This window comes from Deinococcus aetherius, assembly GCF_025997855.1.
GTDB classification, from domain to species: Bacteria; Deinococcota; Deinococci; order Deinococcales; family Deinococcaceae; genus Deinococcus; species Deinococcus aetherius.
In genome coordinates this window covers 2,371,947-2,391,810 of record NZ_AP026560.1, presented here as the reverse complement: position 1 = coordinate 2,391,810, position 19,864 = coordinate 2,371,947, and the positions used below count along the sequence as shown (strand labels likewise).

18 protein-coding genes and 4 tRNA genes are annotated in these 19,864 nt (G+C 70.2%); 11 read left to right on the top strand and 11 right to left on the bottom strand.

The annotated features are described in order from the left end of the window. Positions 1-690: 690 nt before the first annotated feature. Positions 691-2,421, bottom strand: coding sequence for a sensor histidine kinase (locus tag DAETH_RS12160; RefSeq protein WP_264775154.1), 1,731 nt, complete (start codon positions 2,419-2,421; stop codon positions 691-693). A gap of 224 nt (positions 2,422-2,645) precedes the next feature. Between DAETH_RS12160 and DAETH_RS12155 the strand changes: the two genes are divergently transcribed. Next, entirely contained in the window at positions 2,646-3,371 is a 726-nt protein-coding gene (locus DAETH_RS12155; protein WP_264775153.1) for a hypothetical protein, read from the top strand. 127 nt (positions 3,372-3,498) lie between these two features. Beyond that, positions 3,499-3,726 (top strand): hypothetical protein, encoded by a 228-nt coding sequence (locus DAETH_RS12150; RefSeq protein WP_264775152.1) that lies wholly within the window; start codon positions 3,499-3,501, stop codon positions 3,724-3,726. A gap of 27 nt (positions 3,727-3,753) precedes the next feature. Here the strand turns inward: DAETH_RS12150 and DAETH_RS12145 are convergent, their stop codons facing one another. Both DAETH_RS12145 and DAETH_RS12140 read right to left on the bottom strand, forming a co-directional pair. Continuing rightward, a complete protein-coding gene (locus tag DAETH_RS12145; protein WP_264775151.1) occupies positions 3,754-4,524 on the bottom strand; it encodes an RNA methyltransferase in 771 nt (256 codons plus the stop codon). A 37-nt stretch (positions 4,525-4,561) separates the two neighbouring features. Continuing rightward, positions 4,562-5,251: an aspartate/glutamate racemase family protein gene (locus tag DAETH_RS12140; RefSeq protein WP_264775150.1), complete on the bottom strand. Its 690-nt coding sequence runs from the start codon at positions 5,249-5,251 to the stop codon at positions 4,562-4,564. A gap of 67 nt (positions 5,252-5,318) precedes the next feature. Between DAETH_RS12140 and DAETH_RS12135 the strand changes: the two genes are divergently transcribed. Next, entirely contained in the window at positions 5,319-6,026 is a 708-nt protein-coding gene (locus DAETH_RS12135; protein ID WP_264775149.1) for an alpha/beta fold hydrolase, read from the top strand. Positions 6,027-6,029: 3 nt separating this feature from the next. Here the strand turns inward: DAETH_RS12135 and DAETH_RS12130 are convergent, their stop codons facing one another. Beyond that, positions 6,030-7,373: a glycogen synthase gene (locus tag DAETH_RS12130; protein WP_264775148.1), complete on the bottom strand. Its 1,344-nt coding sequence runs from the start codon at positions 7,371-7,373 to the stop codon at positions 6,030-6,032. Between the two features lie 106 nt (positions 7,374-7,479). On the opposite strand from DAETH_RS12130, the gene DAETH_RS12125 reads away from it, so the two are divergent. From DAETH_RS12125 to tmk, 8 genes are all read left to right on the top strand, one after another. Next, positions 7,480-7,555: transfer RNA gene (locus DAETH_RS12125), tRNA-Ile, on the top strand. Positions 7,556-7,579: 24 nt separating this feature from the next. Further along, positions 7,580-7,654, top strand: a tRNA-Val gene (locus DAETH_RS12120). A 182-nt stretch (positions 7,655-7,836) separates the two neighbouring features. Further along, positions 7,837-8,523, top strand: coding sequence for a TrmB family transcriptional regulator (locus tag DAETH_RS12115; RefSeq protein WP_264775147.1), 687 nt, complete (start codon positions 7,837-7,839; stop codon positions 8,521-8,523). 37 nt (positions 8,524-8,560) lie between these two features. Continuing rightward, a tRNA-Ala gene (locus DAETH_RS12110) sits at positions 8,561-8,636 on the top strand. Positions 8,637-8,668: 32 nt separating this feature from the next. Further along, positions 8,669-8,745: transfer RNA gene (locus DAETH_RS12105), tRNA-Met, on the top strand. Between the two features lie 88 nt (positions 8,746-8,833). Further along, positions 8,834-9,232: a VOC family protein gene (locus DAETH_RS12100; RefSeq protein ID WP_264775146.1), complete on the top strand. Its 399-nt coding sequence runs from the start codon at positions 8,834-8,836 to the stop codon at positions 9,230-9,232. A 14-nt stretch (positions 9,233-9,246) separates the two neighbouring features. Next, positions 9,247-10,038, top strand: a complete 792-nt coding sequence (locus DAETH_RS12095; RefSeq protein ID WP_264775145.1) for a Nif3-like dinuclear metal center hexameric protein — start codon at positions 9,247-9,249, stop codon at positions 10,036-10,038. 97 nt (positions 10,039-10,135) lie between these two features. After that, positions 10,136-10,774, top strand: coding sequence for a dTMP kinase (gene tmk / locus DAETH_RS12090; RefSeq protein ID WP_264775144.1), 639 nt, complete (start codon positions 10,136-10,138; stop codon positions 10,772-10,774). Here the strand turns inward: tmk and DAETH_RS12085 are convergent. The 7 genes from DAETH_RS12085 to zwf all read right to left on the bottom strand — a co-directional run bounded on the left by DAETH_RS12085 (position 10,771) and on the right by zwf (position 19,789). Continuing rightward, positions 10,771-11,658 (bottom strand): glutaminyl-peptide cyclotransferase, encoded by an 888-nt coding sequence (locus DAETH_RS12085; protein WP_406585082.1) that lies wholly within the window; start codon positions 11,656-11,658, stop codon positions 10,771-10,773. The genes tmk and DAETH_RS12085 overlap by 4 nt on opposite strands. Before the next feature lie 120 nt (positions 11,659-11,778). Then, positions 11,779-12,159 (bottom strand): nuclear transport factor 2 family protein, encoded by a 381-nt coding sequence (locus DAETH_RS12080; RefSeq protein WP_264775142.1) that lies wholly within the window; start codon positions 12,157-12,159, stop codon positions 11,779-11,781. 60 nt (positions 12,160-12,219) lie between these two features. Then, positions 12,220-13,323: a tRNA epoxyqueuosine(34) reductase QueG gene (gene queG / locus DAETH_RS12075; protein WP_264775141.1), complete on the bottom strand. Its 1,104-nt coding sequence runs from the start codon at positions 13,321-13,323 to the stop codon at positions 12,220-12,222. 108 nt (positions 13,324-13,431) lie between these two features. After that, a complete protein-coding gene (locus tag DAETH_RS12070; RefSeq protein WP_264775140.1) occupies positions 13,432-16,215 on the bottom strand; it encodes a M16 family metallopeptidase in 2,784 nt (927 codons plus the stop codon). Between the two features lie 191 nt (positions 16,216-16,406). After that, positions 16,407-17,081 (bottom strand): 6-phosphogluconolactonase, encoded by a 675-nt coding sequence (gene pgl, locus DAETH_RS12065; protein ID WP_264775139.1) that lies wholly within the window; start codon positions 17,079-17,081, stop codon positions 16,407-16,409. Positions 17,082-17,106: 25 nt separating this feature from the next. Then, positions 17,107-18,063: a glucose-6-phosphate dehydrogenase assembly protein OpcA gene (locus DAETH_RS12060; protein ID WP_264775138.1), complete on the bottom strand. Its 957-nt coding sequence runs from the start codon at positions 18,061-18,063 to the stop codon at positions 17,107-17,109. Positions 18,064-18,178: 115 nt separating this feature from the next. After that, the gene (gene zwf / locus DAETH_RS12055) at positions 18,179-19,789 is read right to left on the bottom strand and encodes a glucose-6-phosphate dehydrogenase (protein WP_264777434.1); all 1,611 of its coding nucleotides are present in this window, start codon (positions 19,787-19,789) and stop codon (positions 18,179-18,181) included. Positions 19,790-19,864 lie beyond the last annotated feature (75 nt).

Genomic DNA, 19,864 nt, shown 5'->3' with positions numbered 1-19,864 from the left:
CCTGCGCTATCAATAGCCCTACCAGCGCCACCGAGATCATTACGAAAAGAAGACTGGGCCAGAACACCGGGCTTCTAAAGACACTAGGTCCACAGCTTGAGCTGAACTTGTCCTCAGGTAGCCAGGGGAGAGGACGGCCTCGATCTAGGTTCAGGGCCGAACGTAATTCCTTTTCATTGGAGGCTCTGCTCACTGAGCGTTCAGCAGGGTGAATGATGACATAGCTCCCCTGACCGTCGTCTCCTTTGATAGCAAGAAAAGGCTGCTTCCCAGCACATCCGAAACGCTCGACGATTGGCTTGTCGTAAGCGTTCAATCGTGGTGGGTCGTCAGAGAAACGAGTCGCAGAGTAGCCTCCGCCCAGAGGAGTTTTCCAAATCTCATCACTTCCCTGATCTAAATCGGCGTCTAGAAGGGCAGTCAGAACATAGGTCATCAGGAAGATACCTGTGCAAGCCAGGGGTAATAGAAGGGCAACTCGCGCTAGCCCCTCCCTCGCTGCCTCTTGAAGACCTTTTGTATTTCGCCTGACCAGCGTTTCGAGAAGACGGCCAGCTACGATAAGCACGAGAAGAAAGAGAAGTACCAATAACATCCCCAAGTCAAAAAACACTCTCCACCGTAAGCGGCCAACGGAGGCGAAGTGTCCTGACGGTTGTGCTTAATGGACTGGCGGGGTACTCCTCCCCCTCACGCCTGCGGCACCTCCGCCTCCACCAGCGTCCCGTGCCCCGGCTCGCTGAGCACGCGGTATTTTCCTCCCCGGCTCTCCACCCGCTCGCGCATCTGCATCAGGCCGAGGCCCCCGGCGCTGCTCACCCGGCCCGAGACCTGCTCGGGGTCGAAGCCCGCGCCGTCGTCCTGCACACGCAGGGTGACGTGCTGGCCGCCGTGCAGGGTGACGGTGACCTCGCGGGCGCGGGCGTGCTTGGCGACGTTGTTCAGGCTCTCTTGCAGGATGCGGAAGACCATCGCCTCGTCCCCCGGCGCGAGGTGAATCTCGCCCGTGACGTTCAGCGTCGTGCGGACGCCGTTCTGCTGCCCGAAGTCCTCCACGTAGCGCCGCACGGTTTCGAGCAGCCCGTAGCGTTCGAGGTCGATGGGCCGCAGCGCGAAGATCGACCGCCGCACCTCCCGAATCTGCTCGCGCAACAGGGCGGTCGCGGCGCGGACCTCCGCCTCCGCCCGCTCGGGGTCCGCGTGCAGTTGCCGGGCCACGAGGTCGAGCTTCAGCGCGCAGAAGGCGAGCGACTGCGCCACCCCGTCGTGAATCTCGCGGGCGATGCGGGCGCGCTCGTCGCTGATCGCCAGTTCCTCCGAGTAGAGGTAGGCGCGGGCGTTGCGCACTCCTAGGGCCGCCTGCGCCGCCAGCAGCGCGAGCAGGGGCACCCGCGCGTCCGTGAAGGCGTCGGGCCGGGCGTCGCCGAGCACGAGGACGCCGACGAGCCCCTCCTCGTCGCGCATGGGGAAGCCCAGGGCACTGGCCGCGCCGGGGAAGACCTCGGCGGCCTCCCCGGCGGTCGCGGTCAGGGGCGTGTCGGCCTCCGCCACCCGCAGCGCGAAGGGCGGGGCGAGGTTGCCGCCGCCCATGCCCTCGCCTTCCGCGTCCTGGCGGTATTCGAGCCTCAGCACGCCGTCCTGGTCGCTGAGGTAGGCGGCCCGCGCCCCCGCCCGCACCCGCTCGGCCATGTTGCGGGTCACGCGGGCGAGGAGCCGCCGCAGGTTGCGCTCGGCCCGGATGCTCTGGTCCACCGAGTACAGGGTCATCAGGTCGAGGGTCCGCTGCCGCGCGGCCTCCACCCCGGTCGCCACCTCCGCCGCGAGGGCCTGGGCCAGGGTCTCCGTCTCTGGGGCGGGCGGCGTCTCGAAGTGCAGGGCGAGGGCGCCGCCCCCCGGGATGCCGACCTTGAGGGGGTAGAGGTCGGCGCTGGGCGTGGACACGGGCACCTCCCCCCGCGCCGTGCCGCTCAGGCCCCCGGGTACGGTGAGGGTGGCCTGCACCGCCCCGGTCGCCCGGACCGCTCCCCGCGCGGCGACCTCCACGACGGCGCCCATGTCGGGCGCTTCGGTCAGGTCCCGCATCAGTTCCTGCACCGCCTGGAGCCGCCCGTGCGAGGCGCGCAGTTGCCCGTACAGGTCGCGCAGCTCGCGCTCGGCCCGCTCGCGCGCCCGGGTGCCCTCCGCGATCCACTCCACCGAGAAGAAGGTCACCGCCGGTCCCACCAGCCCGTAGAAGAGCAGATGAGCCCACACCTCGCGCCCGGGGTCGCGCAGCCCCGCGATCAGGTACTCCACCACCGCCACCACGAGCACGATCAAGGGCGGCAGGACGTTGCGCACCAGCCGCACCCGGTCCGAGAGCGGCACCTCGCGCGGCTTGGGCGGCGGCGCGGCGGGGAGGGAGGCGGGCAGGTCCGTCATGGGAGACAGTGTAGGGACGGGGCGGGGAGAAACCGTGGGAGGAACTGGCAATTCGGCGAGGTGACGACTGGAGGCTGAGGTGTCGCCCCGGCTGCGGCGAGGGGCCCCGGGGACGGGGCAGCTCTTTGACGAACGTCCCCCGTCCGTGTACGTTGACCACGCCGTGACATGTCGCGGCCGGAATGCGCCACATACCGTCAACGTGAACTGAGGGAGATCACGGCATGAACCGATCAACCCTGCTCGCATCACTCGTCCTCGCCCTGCTGCCCACCCCGGGTGAGGTGGCTTCCGCCGCCAGCATCGTCCGCTCCTACCCGGCCCCGACTTCACCGGATGAACTGGAGCGGTGGAAGCCCTTCGGTCCCGGCACCGCCTCATGGCTCACCCAGGTCCCGGGCGACCCCTGCTCGCCGCGCGTGCGGTTGATCTCAAGTGAGGAGGTGTCGGCGCGTGCCGCCGTCCTTGACCTGGCGCGGACCAAGCGTGTCACGTTCGCCGGGACGCCCCAGATCACTCTCGAACCGCTGGAGGCGTGGCGCGGGTTCGATGGGCAGGACCGCCGGGTCGGGCTGATCGCGACGCGGCTGTGCGGTCAGCCGGGCGTGCTGTTCGTGCAGACGCAGCGGCAGAAGGACGGCACCCACTACGTGGTCGGGCGTGAGATGACGCGCGCGACCTACGAGGCCTGGGGCGGTGTCGCGCGGATGATGGTGCTCGACGAGAGCGTGCCGTCGGTCAACGTGTTCCCGGCCCAGCGGCGGCAACAGATCGTCACCGCGCCGCTGCCGAGGCAGGTCGCGCTCTACGAGGCTGCGCTCGACAAGCTCTACAGCAACATCGCCGGTGCGATGACCATGATGGCGCAGGCCGAGGTCACGCGGATGATGACCCAGCTCAACTACAACCTGCTGTTCGGGAACGACATCACCAACACGCTGCCGAAGTAACCGCCCGGCTCGGGTATCCCTGGGGACCGGGCGTTCACCCGGGTTTCCACCGCTGCCCGTCGCGCCGCGTCTCACCTCTTTCATTCACCTCACGAAGGACGTGACTGGCAAGGAAGTATCCTGACCTATGGACACCCCCCTGTTCCTCTGGAGCAAGGCGCTGTATGGAATGTCGGTGATCACGCTGGCGGTTGCCTTCGGAGGCTGGCTGCTGATCTCCAGCGGGCTCCTCATGGTCAGTTGGGACGATCTGGGCGGCAAGCGATGGTGGCCCCTGCTGGGGGCGTCCGCCCTGGCCCTGCTGCTCTGGCTGACCTCCTCCGTCTTGTCCCGCCTGGCCCGCCGCCGGAAGTAGAGCCCTCGCGCGGGTGAACGCCCGTCCTCACTCCGGGCCGTCCGCCCCGTTCCCCGCGCGGCCCTCCACCATCCCCCTTCTCGCCGCGTCCCGCACCTTCCACTCGACCTGACGCAGGAAGCCCCGGAAGAGGCGGCTCTCGGCGCTGCTCATCAGGGCGCGGTCGAGCATCGTGCGCCACAGCCGCAGCGTGTGGCGGGCGCGCACGGCGTCGGTGTAACCGATCAGGTGCATCGTCCCTCGCAGGTGACCGTACAGCGCCTCCATCTCCTCGCGGTTGGCGGTCTTGCGCGTGCTGATCGGGACTTGCGCCATCTCACCGGGCGTCTCGTCCTGCGCCTGCAAGAACTCGTAGCACACGAGCAGCACCGCCTGGGCGAGGTTGAGGCTCGCGTAGTCCCCGGTGGGCACCCGCACCGTAACCTGACACTGCTCCAGGTCGGAGTTGACGAGCCCTGTCTCCTCGGGCCCAAAGACGAGGGCGGGGGCGGCGGCGGCGCGGACGAGCGGGCGCACCTGCGAGGGGTGCCGGGGTGGGGCGAGGTCCGCGCGCACCCGGGCGGAGGTCCCCACGCTCACGTCCCGGTCGGCCAGGGCCTCGCGCAGGGTGGGGTAGACCCGCGCCGCCCGCAACAACTCCTCCGCGTGGACGGCCATCGCCACCGCCTGCCCGTCGAGGGGATTGCAACGGGGGGCGACGAGGCGCAGGTCGCGCGCCCCCATGTTCAACATCGCGCGGGCCGCCGAGCCGATGTTGCCGGGCGTCTTGGGGGAGACGAGGACGACGGCGAGGTTCACGCCCGGGATGCTAGCGCGAGCGGTGAGGTTTCGCCCCTCACGCCAGCAGCCAGTCCAGCGCCGCCTCCACGTGAATACGGGTCGTGTCGAACACGGGGACAGTCACGTCCCCTGGCCCCACGAGCAGCGTGATCTCCGTGCAGCCCAGGATGATGCCCTCGGCGCCCCCGTCCACGAGGTCTCCCATGACGCGGCGGTAGGTGGCGCGCGAGTCTCCCAGGACCGTGTTCCGGCACAGCTCGTCGAAGATGACGCGGTGGACCTCGGCCCGGTCCTGCGCGTTCGGCACGGTGACCTCCACGCCCCAGCGTGCCAGCCGCTCGCGGTAAAACGCCTGCTCCATCGTGAAGGCGGTCGCCAGCAGCCCGGCGCGCGTGAGGCCCGCCGCCTGGAGGCGTGCCCCGGTCGCGTCCGCGATGTGCAGCAGGGGCAGGCCGACTGCCGCCCCTATCCGGTCCGCGACCCTGTGCATGGTGTTCGTCGCCAGCAGGAGGGCCCCGGCCCCGGCCCGCTCCAACCCTCTCGCCGCGTCCGAGAGCAACTCCGCCGCGTCCTCCCAGCGGTCCTCACGCTGGAGCCGCGCGACCTCGGCAAAGTCGACGCTGTGCAGCAGCAGGGGTGCGGAGTGCAGGCCGCCCCGCCGCGCGGCGACGCCCTCGTTCAAGAGCCGGTAATACTCCGCCGTACTCGTCCAACTCATTCCTCCCAGCACACCCAGGGTCTTCACGGGGAGCAGCGTACCCCTCAAGCAAGCCTCAAGGTGCCCCGCCCCCCACCCGCCCTAGCCTGGGCGCATGACTGCCCCTGCCCCCCACACCGTCCTCTTCCTCCACGCCTACCCCTTCTCCGGCGCGATGTGGTCGGGTCAGCGTGCCGCCCTGGAAGGGGCCGGGTTGAACGTCCTGGCCCCGCACCTCCCCGGTTTCGGCGGGCGTGAGGGGGCGATCACTTCCCTGGCGGACACGGTGCGCGACCTTCTCGCCGAGTTGCCGGACGTGCCGCTCGCCGTCGTGGGGCTGAGCATGGGCGGTTACCTCGCCCTCGAACTGCTCGCTCAGGCGCCGGATCGTTTCGCCCGTGTGGTCCTCGCCGACACCTCGGCCCAGCCCGACGACGGGGAGAAACGCGAGAGCCGGGAAGGGCAGGCCGAGCGGGTGCTGGGGGAGGGCAAGGATTTCATCGTCGAGGCCGCCCGCGAGGAACACTCCCCCGCCACCTTCGAGCGCATCCTGCCCATGATCGAGATTGCCTCGCCCGAGGGCATCGCCGGGGCCCTGCGCGCGATGGCGGCCCGCCCCGACTACCGCGACACGCTGCGGGGGCTGCAAGTTCCCCTGCTCGTCCTCGTTGGGGAGGAAGACACCCTCACGCCGCCCGAGCTGGCACAGGAAATGGCCGAACTGGGCCACGGCGAGCTGAGGGTCATCCCCGACGCGGCCCACCTCTCCAACCTCGACGCGCCGGAGGCCTTCAACGCTGCGCTACTGGACTTCCTGCGCTAGACCTCACTCCTGGGGCTGGAGGTGAGTGTACAGGGCGAGGTACTGACGGGCCGGGCCGTCCCAGCTGAAGTCGAGTTCCATTCCGCGTGCCATCCGCTCCCGCCAGCCCTCGGGGTCGTCGAAGGCGGCGCGGGCCTTCCCACAGGCCGCCGCCAGGGCCTGAGGGGTCGCGTCCCCGAAACGGAAGCCGACGTCATGCGGCACGGTGTCGGCGAGTCCCCCCGTCTCCCGCACGACGGGCAGGGTGCCGTAGCGCATGGAGATCATCTGCGAGAGGCCGCACGGCTCGAAGCGGCTGGGCATGGCGAAGGCGTCGGCCCCCGCGTAGATGCGGTGGGCGAGGGGCTCGTTCATCCCCTGCGTGAAGGCGACGCGCGGGTGCAGCGCCCAGCCCTGGAGCGCGGCGGTGAGCAGCGGATCGCCCCCGCCCAGCACGACCACGTTCCAGTCCCCCACGAGGTCGGGCAGCGCCTCGATCAGGAGGTCCATCCCCTTCTGGTCGGCGAGGCGGCTCACCGTGCCCAGGATGGGGAGATCGTCCAGCCGGAACTCCGCCCGCAGGGCCGCCGTGTTCGCCGCCTTCCCCGCCGGGTCCGTGTAGGGCAGGATGTCGGGGTCGTGGCGCGGGTCCCAGCGTTCCTGGTCGAGGCCGTTGATGATCCCGCTCAGCCGCCCCTCCAGGGACAGGCGCACGAGCAGCCCGTCCAGCCCCTCCCCGTATTGCGGTGTGGTGATCTCCTGCGCGTAGGTGGGGCTCACGGTCGTCACATGGTCGGCGAAGGTCAGCCCCGCCTTCATCAGGTTGAGGTCCCCGTAGAACTCCACCCCGTCCTGACCGAAGGCCCAGTCGGGCAGGCCCGTCCATCCCCGTGCCTCCCCCAGGTTCCAGCGCCCCTGGTACTGGAGGTTGTGGATGGTGAAGGCTGTGCGCCAGCCCGTGAGTCTGGCGTGTGCCACCACCAGGCCCGCCTGCCAGTCGTGGCCGTGCAGCACGTCGGGGGTGATCTCCAACGCCTGCAACACGGGCAGCACCGCCCGCCCGAAGGCGCAAAACCGCCACACGTCGTCCGGGTGGTAGAGCCCGGGCCGCTCGAACTCGGCCATCCCCACGAAGAGGAAGCGCACGTCCCCCTCCCGCAGCTCGCCCACCCGCACCGGGCCCACGCCGGGCACGTCGCCCCGCCATACCTCGCCCGGCTCGCCGCCCAGACCCGCGTACCACGGCGACACGACCGCCACCTCGGCCCCCAGCCTCGCCTGCACGGCGGGCAGTGCCGCCAGCACGTCCCCCAGCCCGCCCGTCCGCGAGAACGGGAACACCTCCGACCCGACATGCACGACCCGCATGTGGGGCATCCTACCCGGACGGCGCCCCCTGCTGGCCGGTTTGACAAGTCCCGAGGGCCGCTGGTACACTTCCCCTCGCTCGTAAGGCGGGGCGCCCCTGAGCCCTGGGCTCTTAGCTCAACGGTCAGAGCAGTCGGCTCATAACCGATTGGTTGCCGGTTCAAATCCGGCAGGGCCCACCACAGCGCCTCCCAGGAGAGCAGGACGGGCGGTTAGCTCAGCGGTAGAGCATTCGCTTCACACGCGAAGGGTCGTAGGTTCAAATCCTATACCGCCCACCAAGAAAGCCTCGGCGCTGCCGGGGTTTTTCGTTATTGCTCGCAGACTCTTGTGACCTCCTGCCCCAGGAGAGCGGCGAGACGCAGGCCAGGTGTCTCTCGGGCGGTGTCGGCTGTCCCTCCGGCAGGGGCCGAGTCGCGGGAGATGGCCTACAATCCGGGCTTTTCCCGTATGCTGTGCCCACATGAGCGCCGTGATCCACCTGCAAGCCCTGGGGCTGACCGAGTACGAGGCCCGCGCTTACACGGCCCTGCTGGCCCTCGGGCGCGCCGTTCCCGCCCGGGTGGCGCGGCAGGCGGGAATTCCGAGGCCCAAGATCTATGAGACCTTGGAGCGGCTGGAGGGCCGGGGGCTCGCGGCGCGGGTGGGGCAAAATCCGCTCGAATACGCGCCACTCAGCGCCCGCGAGTACCTGGCCCGGGCGCGTCGCGCCTTCGACGACCGCCTGGGGGCCCTCGACCGCGACCTCTCGCGCCTCGCGCCCGATCCGGCCCCCGAGGCGGTGTACCACCTCTACGGCGAGGCGGCCATTCGCAGCCTGTGCGAGGACCTGACCCTCAACGCGCGGCGCAGCGTTTACATCGCGGGAGAGCCTGCCCTCGCCGACCGGCTGGAGCGCCTGACCCCGCGCGGGGTGGAGCTGCAGCGCGCCGCCCTGACCGGGCTGCCCTCCGTCGCCGCCGAGGGCCAGCGTGCCTTCCTGCTCGCCCGCGACGGCGAGGCGGCCCTGATCGCCCATTTCATCGAGGAGGGCGGCGTGGGCGAGGCGCACGGCGTCCACACCCACAACCCGGTGGTCATCCATCTGATCGAGGGGTACGTGCGGCTGGCGGCCGAGCGCAAGCCCGCCGAGTCGCCGGTGGGCCGTTGACAAGACGGGAGGGCGCTGTTAACCTACCTGAGCCTTCGGGGCTGTGGCGCAGTTGGGAGCGCGTCTGAATGGCATTCAGAAGGTCAGGGGTTCGAATCCCCTCAGCTCCACCAAGGACGCCCCGCTCGTGCGGGGCAAACTTCTAGGCGATGTAGCTCAGCTGGTTAGAGCGAACGACTCATAATCGTTAGGTCGACGGTTCAAGTCCGTCCATCGCCACCAAGAGGAACCCTGCCCCGCGCGGGGTTCCTGCGTTTTGTCCCCGTGGAAGGGACGCCTCTGGGGCGGGCGCTGGGCCTACGCTCCTCACATGACTTCCCTGATCTCCGGTCTTGATCATGTGCAGGTCGAGGCCCCCGCCGGGTGCGAGGCGGACGCTAGGGCCTTTTTCGGCGAATTCCTGGGCCTGCCCGAACTCGCCAAGCCTGGGGCGTTGCGATCCAGGGGCGGCGTGTGGTTCGGCCTGCCGGACGGGCGGCAACTACATGTGGGGGTGACGCCCGACTTCGTGCCGCGCGAGAAGGGGCACCCGGCGCTGCGGTGTGCCGACCTCGCGGCCTTCCGGGCCCGTTGCGGGGCCCACGGCGTCCCCTTCCGCGCGGACGAGGAGGCGGGTGTGCCCCGCGTTTTCCTGCGCGACCCCTTCGGCAATCGCCTGGAGGTCGTCCAGGGCGCCCACGAAAGCGTTCCCACCGACCCTGCCCGCTGACGCACCCGCCTACAATGCACCCCATGACCGATACCACCCCCCGCCGGGCCGAGGTCGAGCGCGACACGCTCGTACGCTGGCTGAACGAGTACCTCGACATCGGCCGCTACCCCGACGCCAGCCTCAACGGCCTCCAGATCGAGGGCACGCCGGTCATTCGCCGGGTCGCGGCGAGCGTGGACACCAGCGTCAAGACTCTCCAGGACGCGGCGGACAGCGGGGCCGACCTGCTGATCGTCCACCACGGGCTGTTCTGGGGGCAGCCCCTGCCGATCACCGGGCCGCACCGCGAGCGTGTTCGCACGGCGATCATGGCGGACCTCAACCTTTACGCCGCACATCTGCCTCTCGACGCGCACCCGGAAGTCGGCAACAACGCGATGATCGCCCGCGCCCTGAGCCTGCAAAACGCGCGACCCTTCGGGGAGGCGACCGGGCACAGAATCGGCCTGGCGGGTGAACTGCCCTTCTCCCAGAGTCTGCAAGACTTCGCCGACCGGGTGCAGAAGCTGACGGGGGAAATCTGCCTCGTCCACGGGGGCGGCGGGCCGACCGTCAGCCGCCTGGGCATCCTCAGCGGGGGCGGGGCGGGCGCGGTCGCCGAGGCGGCGGCGGCGGGCCTCGACACCCTGCTCACGGGCGAGCCCGAGCACAAGCACTTCCATGACGCCTTCGAGTACGGGGTGAACGTCGTCTTCGCGGGGCACTACGAGACCGAGGTCTTCGGCGTCCGCGCCCTCGCCGCCCGCCTGGAAGACGAGTTCGGGCTGCCGTGGCAGTTCCTGCACCACCCGACGGGGCTGTGAGGGGCACTGAGCGCAGTCCGTGGTTAATGGTCAGTGGTGAGTGGTTTGTCTTCCACTTGTCACTCACCATGGATCACTTCCAGTCGTTTGGAGCCGGATGACCCCCCCCTTCATCACCTTCGAGGGGCCCGAGGGCGCGGGTAAGAGCACCCAGCTCGCTCGGCTCGCCTCACGGCTGGCGGGGGCCGGGGTGCCGCACCTCGTCACGCGGGAGCCGGGGGGCACGGGGCTGGGGACGCGGGTGCGGGAGGTGCTGCTCGACCCGGCGCTCGACATCGACCCGCTGCCGGAGTTCTTGCTGTACTCGGCGAGCCGCGCGCAACTCGTGCGGGAGGTGATCTGCCCGGCGCTCTCACGCGGAGAGGTCGTGCTGTGCGACCGTTATGCCGACTCCAGCCGGGCTTACCAGGGGGCGGGGCGGGGGCTGGACCGGGAGCTGCTGGAGACGGTCACCCGGGAGGCGGCGGGGGGCCTGACGCCCGACCTCACGGTGCTGCTCGACCTCGACCCCGCCGTGGGCCTCGCCCGGGCCGCCTCACGCGGGCAGCCCGACCGTCTGGAGCGGGCCGACCTCGCCTTCCACGCCCGGGTGCGGGAGGAATTTCTGGCCCTCGCCGCCCGGGAGCCGGGGCGTTTCCTGCTCCTCGACGCCACCCGCGATCCTGACACGTTAGAAGAGGACATCTGGGCGGCGGTGGGGGAGAGGCTGGGCCCTGATCTGCTCCCGACCGCCTAGCGTCCCGGCGTGGTTCGCCCGGTCGTGCCCGGCTCGGGCTTCACGCCGGGAAGTTTCACCTCGAAGAGGGTGGGCCAGCGTTTGCCCGTCAGGAGCAGGGTGCCGCGCTCGGGGACGAAGGCGATGCCGTTGGGCACGTCGTCGAAGGTGAGGGGCTTCCCGGATCGGCTGGCGGCGGCGCTGGCCTCCTGGGTCAGGGCGCCCACGTCGATCCAGGCGGTGACGTTGCCCGTCTTTGGGTCGATGCGGGCGATGCGGTTAGTGAGCCAGACGTTCGCGTACACGCTGCCCTGCACGTACTCCAGCTCGTTGAGGTTCTTGACGGGCTGCCCGCCGTCCGTCACGCGCAGGGTCCGGGTGACGGCGAAGGTCTTCGGGTCGCGCCAGAAGAGGGTGTCGGAGCCGTCACTCATGATCAGGGCCCTGCCGTCCTGGGTCAGGCCCCAGCCCTCGCCCGGGTAGCGGTAGCGGCCCACCTCGCGCAGGGTCGCCGCGTCGAGGGCGAAGGCCACCCCCGTGCGCCAGGTGATGTGGTAGGCCACCCCGTTCAGCACCGTCACGCCCTCCCCGAAGGCGGTGGGGATGGGCGTGGGCACCTCGGCGAGCGTGCGCCCGGTCCTGAGGTCCACCCGCCGCACCCCCGACTCGCCGACCTGCCCGGTGCTCTCGACCAGCGTTCCCTGCCCCACGTACTGGAGCCCCTGGGTGAACGCCGCCCGGTCGTGCCGGTAGCGCGCCGTGACGCTCGGGGTGAGGAGGACGGGGGCGGGCTGGGCCGCCGTGGCCGGGGTGGAGGCTGCCCGGACCTGGGGCAGCGCGAGGGTCAGCGCCGCTGCGGCGGCCAGGCAGGCGTGGGGGAGGAGTCGGGGGCGCATCTCCCCCATGCTAGACGCGTCATCTGAGAGGCGGTCTTGTGAGCGCGTTCACCTGCGGGGGGACGACAGGAGGACAAGAGAAGGCGCCCGGAGTCGCCCCCGAGCGCCCAGCCGTTCCCGCTGCCCGGCTCAGGACTCCACGCCGGGCTTCACGAAGGCGGCGGAGTCGTAGTAAGTGCGGAAGGCCTGCACCTGCTGGCCGTCGTGCTCGATCACGCTGATGCCCCGGTAGGCGATGTCGGCCCCGTCCGCGAGCTTGCCCGCCGCCTCCCACTCCATCACGCCGGTGTGGCCGTCGTCGGCGTGGTGGAAGAACTCGCTGCGAATCGTCTGGAAGTTCGCCAGGTAGCGCGACCAGAAGTCCTGCGCCCCTTCTTTGCCGTTCCACTCCTGGGTCGTCATGTTGCGCAGCGCCGTCTCGTCCGCGAACAGTTCCACCAACGGCATAGGGTCACCGCTCGCCTCGATGGTCTGGAGTCTTTCCATGAACGTCTCGGTCAGGTTCGCCATGCCCTTCACCTGACCACGTTCCCGCCCCAAATGCGAGGGGGAAATCCTGCCTGTTTTTCCTCATGAAGCCTCGGTCAAGGAGCGCAGGGCCGTCTTGCACACCGCCTCGTGGGGGTCGCCGAGGAGGGGCCGGAGGCGCCCCGTCTCCCCCCAGCGGCCCAGCGCCCAGGCGGCGGCCTCGCGCACCTCCCAGGCCGGGTCCTGCGCGCCCGCGAGGAGGAGGGGCCAGCCCTCCGGCGCGCGGGTGTTGCCCAGCACCGTCAGGGCGTTGCGGGCCATTCCCTTGCGGCGCGGGCGCAGGAAGGCCGTCCCCGCGAACCGCCGCTCGAACTCGCGCTCGCCGGTGCCGAAAAAGGCGCTCAGGTCGGGGTGGGCCAGTTCGGCGCGCGGCTGGAGGAGCCGGGCGAGCGGCCCCGCCTTCTGCGTCCACGGGCAGACCTCGGAGCACACGTCGCAGCCGAAGAGCCAGTCGCCGATGCCAGCCCGGAATTCGTCTGGAATCGGCCCCCGGTGTTCGATGGTGAGGTACGAGATGCAGCGCCGCGCGTCGATGGCCCGGTCGGGACCGATGGCGTTCGTGGGGCAGGTGGCCACGCAGCGCAGGCAGCGCCCGCAGCGGTCGGGGTGGGCCCCGTGCGTCCCCCCGAAGGGCAGGTCGGTCAGGAGCACCGCCAGCGTCACGAAGGCGCCCAGCCGCGTGCTGACGTTCATCCCCGACCTGCCGCGCCAGCCCAGGAAGGCCCCCGCCGCGAACAGGCGCTCCATCACCGGGCCGTGGTCCACGTATCCACGCGCCCGTACGCCTATTCCTACGGCCTCCTCCTCTAACCGGGTCAGCACCGGCTGGAGCTGGTCGTGGTAGTCGGGCGTCCAGGCGTAGCGGGCGACTTGCCCCACCCGCACACCCCCAGCCGGAACGGTCGGCTCCTGGAAGGCGTGCGAGACGCCCAGCACCAGGACGCTCCCCGCCCCCTCCAGCCGCGAGGACAGGTCCGAGCGGGCCGGAAGCTGCCGTTCCAGGTACGCCATCCCTGCGTGCCGTCCCGCCCCCAGCCACCCGGCGTACTCCTCCACCGAGGCCGCCGGAACCTGCGCCGGAGCCCACCCCACCGCGTCCGCGCCGAGGGACACGGCGAGGTCGGCGAGGAGTTCGGCGGCGTTCACGGGGGGAGTATGGGGCCTGTCGCCCGTGGCTTGTGGCGTGTAGGGAACAGAAGAAGGCGGGGGCTTGACTTCCCCCACCTCCACAAGCGACGGACGACAAGCCCTCTCTCACTTCCCGAATGTCCCCGCCCGCACCACCACGAGATTCGCCGGGTTCACATACTTGCGCAGGGCCTCCCGCGCCATCTCGGGTGTCACGGCCTTGAGCTTGCTCTCGAAGTCGGCGCTGAAGGCGTAGGTGCGGCCGAGGTAGAGCTGGCGGGCGAGGCCGGAGGCGAGGTTGCCATCGTCGCTGCGGGCCACGCGCGTCTCCTGGAGAATGGAGGATTTGGCGGCCTCGACCTCCTGCGCGGTGAAGCCGTCCTTCAGGGCGCGGTCGAGTTCCTCGCGCATCGCGGTAGAAACTTGGGCGGTCACGTTCGGGTTGAAGATCGCGTAGGAGGTGAACGACCCCTTCTCGTCCTCGCTGGAGACGCTGACGCCGCCGCCCGCCCCGTAACTCAGGCCTTCTTTCTGCCGCAGCCGGTTGAACAGCCGCGAGTCGGTGCCCGAGCCGAAGACGCGCATGGCGACGGTCAGGGCCGCGTAGTCGGGGTTGTCGTCACGCAGGGGGAAGTTCAGCCGCGCGAGGTAGACCGCGTTCGCCTTGTCGGCCACGTTCAGCACGAGGTCCTGAGCCCCCGGCGTGGTCAGCGGCAGGATCACCCGCTGGTACGGCACCCCGCTCGTGAAGCCGCCCAGAAGCTCAGGAATGGCGGCCCGCACCGTCTGGGGATCGAAGTCGCCGACGACCGCGACCTGGGCCTTCGCCGCCCCCCAGACCTTGCGGTAGTAGTCGCGCACCTGCGCGAGCGTCACGGCCCGCGTGTCCGCGATCTCCTCGTCGAGGGTAGGGACGTAGGTGAGGTCGCCCCGCTTGGCTCCCGCAGGCATGAAGGCCCGCCCGAGCGCCTGCCCGGCGACCTGTTGCGGGTCGCTGCGCCCGGACTCCAACCCATCGAGGCTCGACTTCCTGATCTCCTCGAAGTCGGCCTCCGGGAAGGTGGGCTCGCGCAACACCTTACGAACGAGGGCCAACGCCTCGGGGAGGTTCTTGCGGTCGGTGCTCACCCGCACGGTCGCGCCCGTCGTTCCTCCCGTCACGCTGAGCTGGGTGCGGATGGCCTCCAGGCGGTCGGCGAGTTGCTGCCGGGTCAGCCCGGTGCTGCCGCGCGTGAGCAGGGGCGCGATGAAGTCCGCCGCGTCCTGGCCCCCTCGCGCCGTCTCCGGGTTCCCGAAGTTAAGGCTGAGGACGAATTCCACCCGCTCGCCGCGCGTTTTCTTGGGCAGCAGGGCCACGTCCGCCCCCGCCACCTTCTCGCGCGTCACCCGGGCTTCCAGGGCAGCGGGCTCGGGGGCAATCGTCTCGCCCGCCGCGAGGCCCTGCCGTCCCTGGTAGCCCTTCAGGAGGTCGGCGGCGCTCGGCGCGGGGGTGATCACCACCCGGTCGGGCTGGGCGGTGGGGAGGAAGGTGCCCAGGGTGCGGTTCGTCGGCTTGAGGTACGCCGCCGCCACCCGCTGCACGTCGGCGGGCGTGACCTTCTCGATGTCGTCGCGCAGCTTGAAGAGCAGGCGCCAGTCTCCCGCCGCGATGTACTCCGATAAGGTGACGCCGACCTCCTCGGGCTTGGTGAGGAGTTGCTCGTAGCCGCTCACGACGCGGGTGCGGACGCGGGACACGTCCTCTTCCGTGAAGGGCGTCTTGCTCGCCCCCTCCAGCGTGGCGAGGAGGGTCGTCTGGGCGGGGGCCAGCTTGTCATCCTTGCCCAGCACGGCGGCGTACATCATCAGGCCGGGGTCCGATGCGCTGTTCGTCAGGCTGCCGATGGCGGTCGTCTGCTTGGTTTGCACCAGGGCCTTGTACAGCCGCCCGGAGGGCTCGTCGGCGAGAATCTGGTCGAGCACCATCAGGGCGGGCATGTCGGGGTGGCGGATGCTGGGCATGTGGTAGGCGGCCAGCAGAATCTGCTCGTCCCCCACCCGGCGCACGGTGACGCTGCGTTCGCCGTCCTGCGGGGGCTCGACCGTGTAGAGCGGCGGCAGGGTGCGCCACGGGCGGCGGATGGCGCCGAAGCTCTCCGCGATCAGCCGCAGGGCCGCGCCCGGCTCGAAGTTTCCGGCGAGCGTCACCACCGCGTTGTCCGGCTGGTAATAACGCTGGTAAAAGGCTTTCAGGCGCGAGGCGGGCACGTTCTCCACGTCGGAGCGGTTGCCGATGGTGTTGTTGCCGTAGTTGTGCCAATCGAAAGCGACTGATTGGGTCTGCTTGAGCAGAAGGCGAAACGGGCTGTTCTCGCCCGACTCGAACTCGTTGCGCACGACCGTCATCTCGGTCTTCAGGTCCTCGGCGCTGATCTTGGAGTTCACCATGCGGTCGGCCTCCATGCGGATGGCCCAGGCGAGGTTGTCCCCGGTGTTCGTCAGCGTCTCGAAGTAGTTCGTGCGGTCGTCGCTCGTCGTGCCGTTGAAGTCCGCGCCGCGCTTGCCGAGCCCTTCGAGGATGTTGCCGCTCGTGGGCGTGCCCTTGAAGACCATGTGCTCCAGCAGGTGCGCCATGCCCGTCTCGCCGTAGCTCTCGTGTCGGCTGCCCACGAGGTAGGTGACGTTCAGCGTGAAGGTCGTCTTCGACATATCGGGGAAGAGGAGCACGCGCAGCCCGTTGGACAGGCGGTACTCGCGCACGCCCTCGACCTCGGTCACGAAGGTCACGCCTGCGGGGAGGGCGGCTTGGGCGGCGGGCGCACTCGTCGTGGCGGGCGCGGGTGCGGCGGGCGCCGTCTGCGCGAGGGCTGCCGGGCCCGTCAGCAGAGCGAGGGTGAGAAGCAGGTGACGGCGAGAGGGGCTGATGTGCATGGTTCCTCCGGGGGCGGGGTTCAAGCGGTGAGGGGTAGGCGGGATTCTGCTCCCGAGGCTACCGTCTGAGCGGATGAGCTTCGCGGCGGAGGGCACGTTCCCCGGAGGAAGGGTGGGGTGAGCCACAGCCCTCCCAAAAAGGAAGACCCGGGCACCCCGGCCCGAGCCTCCCGTGTCCTCGAAACGAGGAACTACCGCCCCAACTCGCCCGCCGCCGCCTCGTCCACGAACCACACCGGGTCGCGCACGCCCGCCACCGGATAGTCGCCCTCGCCCGCCGCGACCTGCCGCAACACGTCCGCCTTGCCCTCGCCCGCCACCAGCAGCCAGCGTTCGCCCGCCGCGTTGATGTCGTCATAGGTGAAGGTGAGCCGCCCGGTGTTCAGTTTCGGCACCCAGTTTGCCGTCACCCTTCCCCCCGCTGTCAGCGCGGCCGTGCCGGGGAAGAGGCTCGCCGTGTGTCCGTCGTCCCCCATGCCCAGCAGCACCACGTCGAGCCGCTCGGGCAGGAGGGCCGCGTACGCGCTCGCGGCCTCCTCCAGCGGGCGGCGCTCGCCCTCCATGCGGTGAATCTGGTCTCCGGGAACGGGAACGTGGGTCAGCAGTTCGTCGTGCGCCAGCCGGTAGTTACTTTCCGAACTGTCCGGCCCCACGCTCCGCTCGTCGCTGAAGTAGATGTGAACGGCCTCCCAGGGCACGTCCTCCATCCCCCGGAGAGAGCGGTACATCAGCTTCGGCGTGCTGCCCCCCGAGAGGGCGACGTGGAAGGCCCCGCGCGCCCGCACGGCCTCCCGCGCGGCGTCGGCGAACGCCTCGGCGGCGGCCTGCGCGGTCGCCTGCGGGGTGGGGAAGACTCGGAGGTTCACCGGAGGACCCCGCTTTCCGCGCCCCTCACCCCTTCTTCTCCAGGCTCGCCTTCGCCAGCGTCCAGGCGCGCTCGAACACCTCGCGGCGCTCGGGGCGGGCCATCACGCGGGCCAGGCCCTCGGCGAGGGTCATGCGGGGCACGTTGATCTCGGTGGTGCGGGTCATGCCCGGCCACTCGCAGCGGGTGCGGGCGATGTCCCCGTCCGCCGCCGTCAAGGTGAAGTGTGCACCCTCACCGATCAGTTCCATCCCGCAGAGGTCGCCGTTCTCGCGCCCGCAGCGGGCCGGGCGGAATTCGGCGTTCTCCAGGTCGCGCCAGCCCAGCGTGCTCGCCACCCACCCCGCGAAGAGGCGGGCGGGCAGCTCGTTCCTCCCCGCGTAGCGCACAACTATCCGGTCCACCCTCGGGAGTTGCCGTGCCGCGTCGGGCGAGTCGAAGACCTGCGCCAGCGCCTCCCGCCACCCTGAAGAACGGCTCCACCCCAGGTCGGCCAGCGCGTAGTGCCGCGCCGGGGGAATGTCGAGGGTCAGGCTGTCGGCGATGATCTGGTCGGCCACGTCGGTCAGCTCGCGCAGGAGCACCCCTTCCGGCTTGGTGTCCGCCCCCCACCACACGTGGTTGACCGTGGCGGGGCGCAGCAGGGGCAGGATCGCCCCCTGAAGCTGCTCGGGGGTCGCCTCCAGGGTCAGCCGCTCGATGTAGAGCCCGCCCCGCTGCGGCACCAGGCTCGCCCGCACGACCACGTTCTGCTGGCCGTCCATCACCCCGATGATCTGCCGCCCCGCGTAGCGCCCCTCCAGCCCCGCCAGCGCCTCCTCCACCCGCTCCCGGTGCTTTTTCACCGTCAGCGCCACGATGTTGCCGGTATACGCCCGCGTCTCCACGTCCGTCTGCGCCCACAGCTCGTCCAGGGTCGCCTGCGCCCGCTGCACGGTGGTCTCCACGGGGCCGAGGGGGCGCAGGTCGGTGGCGGTGGTCATGTCGCACCTCCGTTTTGGGGGTTTGCCCGTTCAATGGGGCTGTCAGCTATCAGCAGACAGCGTTCAGCCGGGGGGCTCTTGCTGACGGCTGACGGCTGACCGCTGAAAGCTCCCCTCACAGCCGCCTCCAGCGCCGGTCCGGCCCGATCAACTCGTCGGCCGCGTCAGGGCCCCAGGTTCCGGCCGGGTAGTTGGGGAATTCGGGGGCCGGGGTGCCGTCCCAGGCCTCCAGAATGCCGCTCACGAGCTGCCAGGCGTGGTCCACCTCGTCCTCGCGCGGAAAGAGGGTGGCGTCGCCCAGCATGGCGTCGAGGAGCAGGCGGGAGTACGGGCTCTCGAGCTGCGCCCCGAAGGCGTCGTAGCGGAAGTCCATCACCACCTCGCGCAGCACCATCTCCTGCCCGGGGGACTTGGAGGAGAACTTGAGGCTCACCCCCTCGTCGGGCTGGATGCGGAAGGCGAGCACGTTGCGCTCCAGGCCGCCCGGGAAGATGCCCAGCGGAGGGCGCTTGAAGACGACGGCGATCTCGGTGACCTTTTTCGGAAGCCGCTTGCCCGTCCGCAGGAAGAAGGGCACCCCCTGCCAGCGCCAGTTGTCCACCTCGAACTTCGCGGCGACGTAGGTGGGGGTGGTGCTCCCGGGCCTCACGTTCGGCTCCTCGCGGTAGCCGGGGACCTGTTCGCCGTACAGCGTGCCGGGGCCGTACTGCCCGCGCACGGCGACCTGTTTCACACGGGCCCGGGGAATGGGCTTCACCGCCCGCAGCACCTTAACCTTCTCGTCGCGGATGGCGTCGGCGTCGAAGGCGGCGGGGGGCTCCATCGCGGTCAGCGCGAAAAGCTGCATCAGGTGGTTTTGCAGCATGTCGCGCACCACCCCGGCCTCCTCGTAGTACCCGGCGCGGCCCTCCAGCCCCAGGTCCTCGGCGGCGGTGATCTGCACGTGGTCGACAAAGCCCCGGTTCCACAGCGGCTCGAAGATCGAGTTCCCGAAGCGGATCGCCATCAGGTTCTGCACCGTCTCCTTGCCGAGGTAGTGGTCGATGCGGTAGACCTGCGACTCGTCCCAGACCCGGTGGATCGCGTCGTTGAGTTCCCGCGCGCTTTGCAGGTCGCGCCCGAAGGGCTTCTCGATCACGATGCGCCGCCAGCCCTCCGACTGGTCGGCGAGGCCGAGCCGCCCCAGCCCGTTCGAGATCGGCTCGAAGAGGCTGGGCGGGGTGGAGAGGTAGAAGAGCGCGTTCTTGCGCCCGCCGTGCGCCTCCTCGGCCCGGTCGAGTTCCTTGCCCACGAGGTCGTACACCTCGTCCCCGGAGAAGTCGCCAAACTCATAGTACAGCAGCTCGCGGAACTTCTCCAGGCTGCCGGGCTGGATGGCGTCCGTCTCCTTGCTGGATTTCAGCGCCTCCAGGGCGAAGTCCTGGAACGCCTCGTCCGTCATCTCCTGGCGCCCCACGCCGACGATGTTGAAGGCGCTCCCGAGCAGGCCGTCCTGCCACAGCCCGAAGACGGCCGGGAGCAGCTTGCGCTTGGCGAGGTCTCCCGTCACCCCGAAGATCACCAGGGTGGCGGGCTCGGGCGCGCGGCTGCGGCGCATCAGCGCCCGGAAGGGGTTCTCGCCGTCGGCCCCGGCCTTCGCCCCGGGGGTGCGTTTGCGGGTGCGTTTGGGTTTGGCCGGGGGAGCGGGCTGGCTCTGGTCGAGGTCGTCGTTGCGCACCGCCTCCATCCTCGTGACGGCCTCCCCGACGCTCGCGCTGGTCGGCTCGGGGGTGTCCGGCGTTCCCGCCCCGGCCTTTTTCCG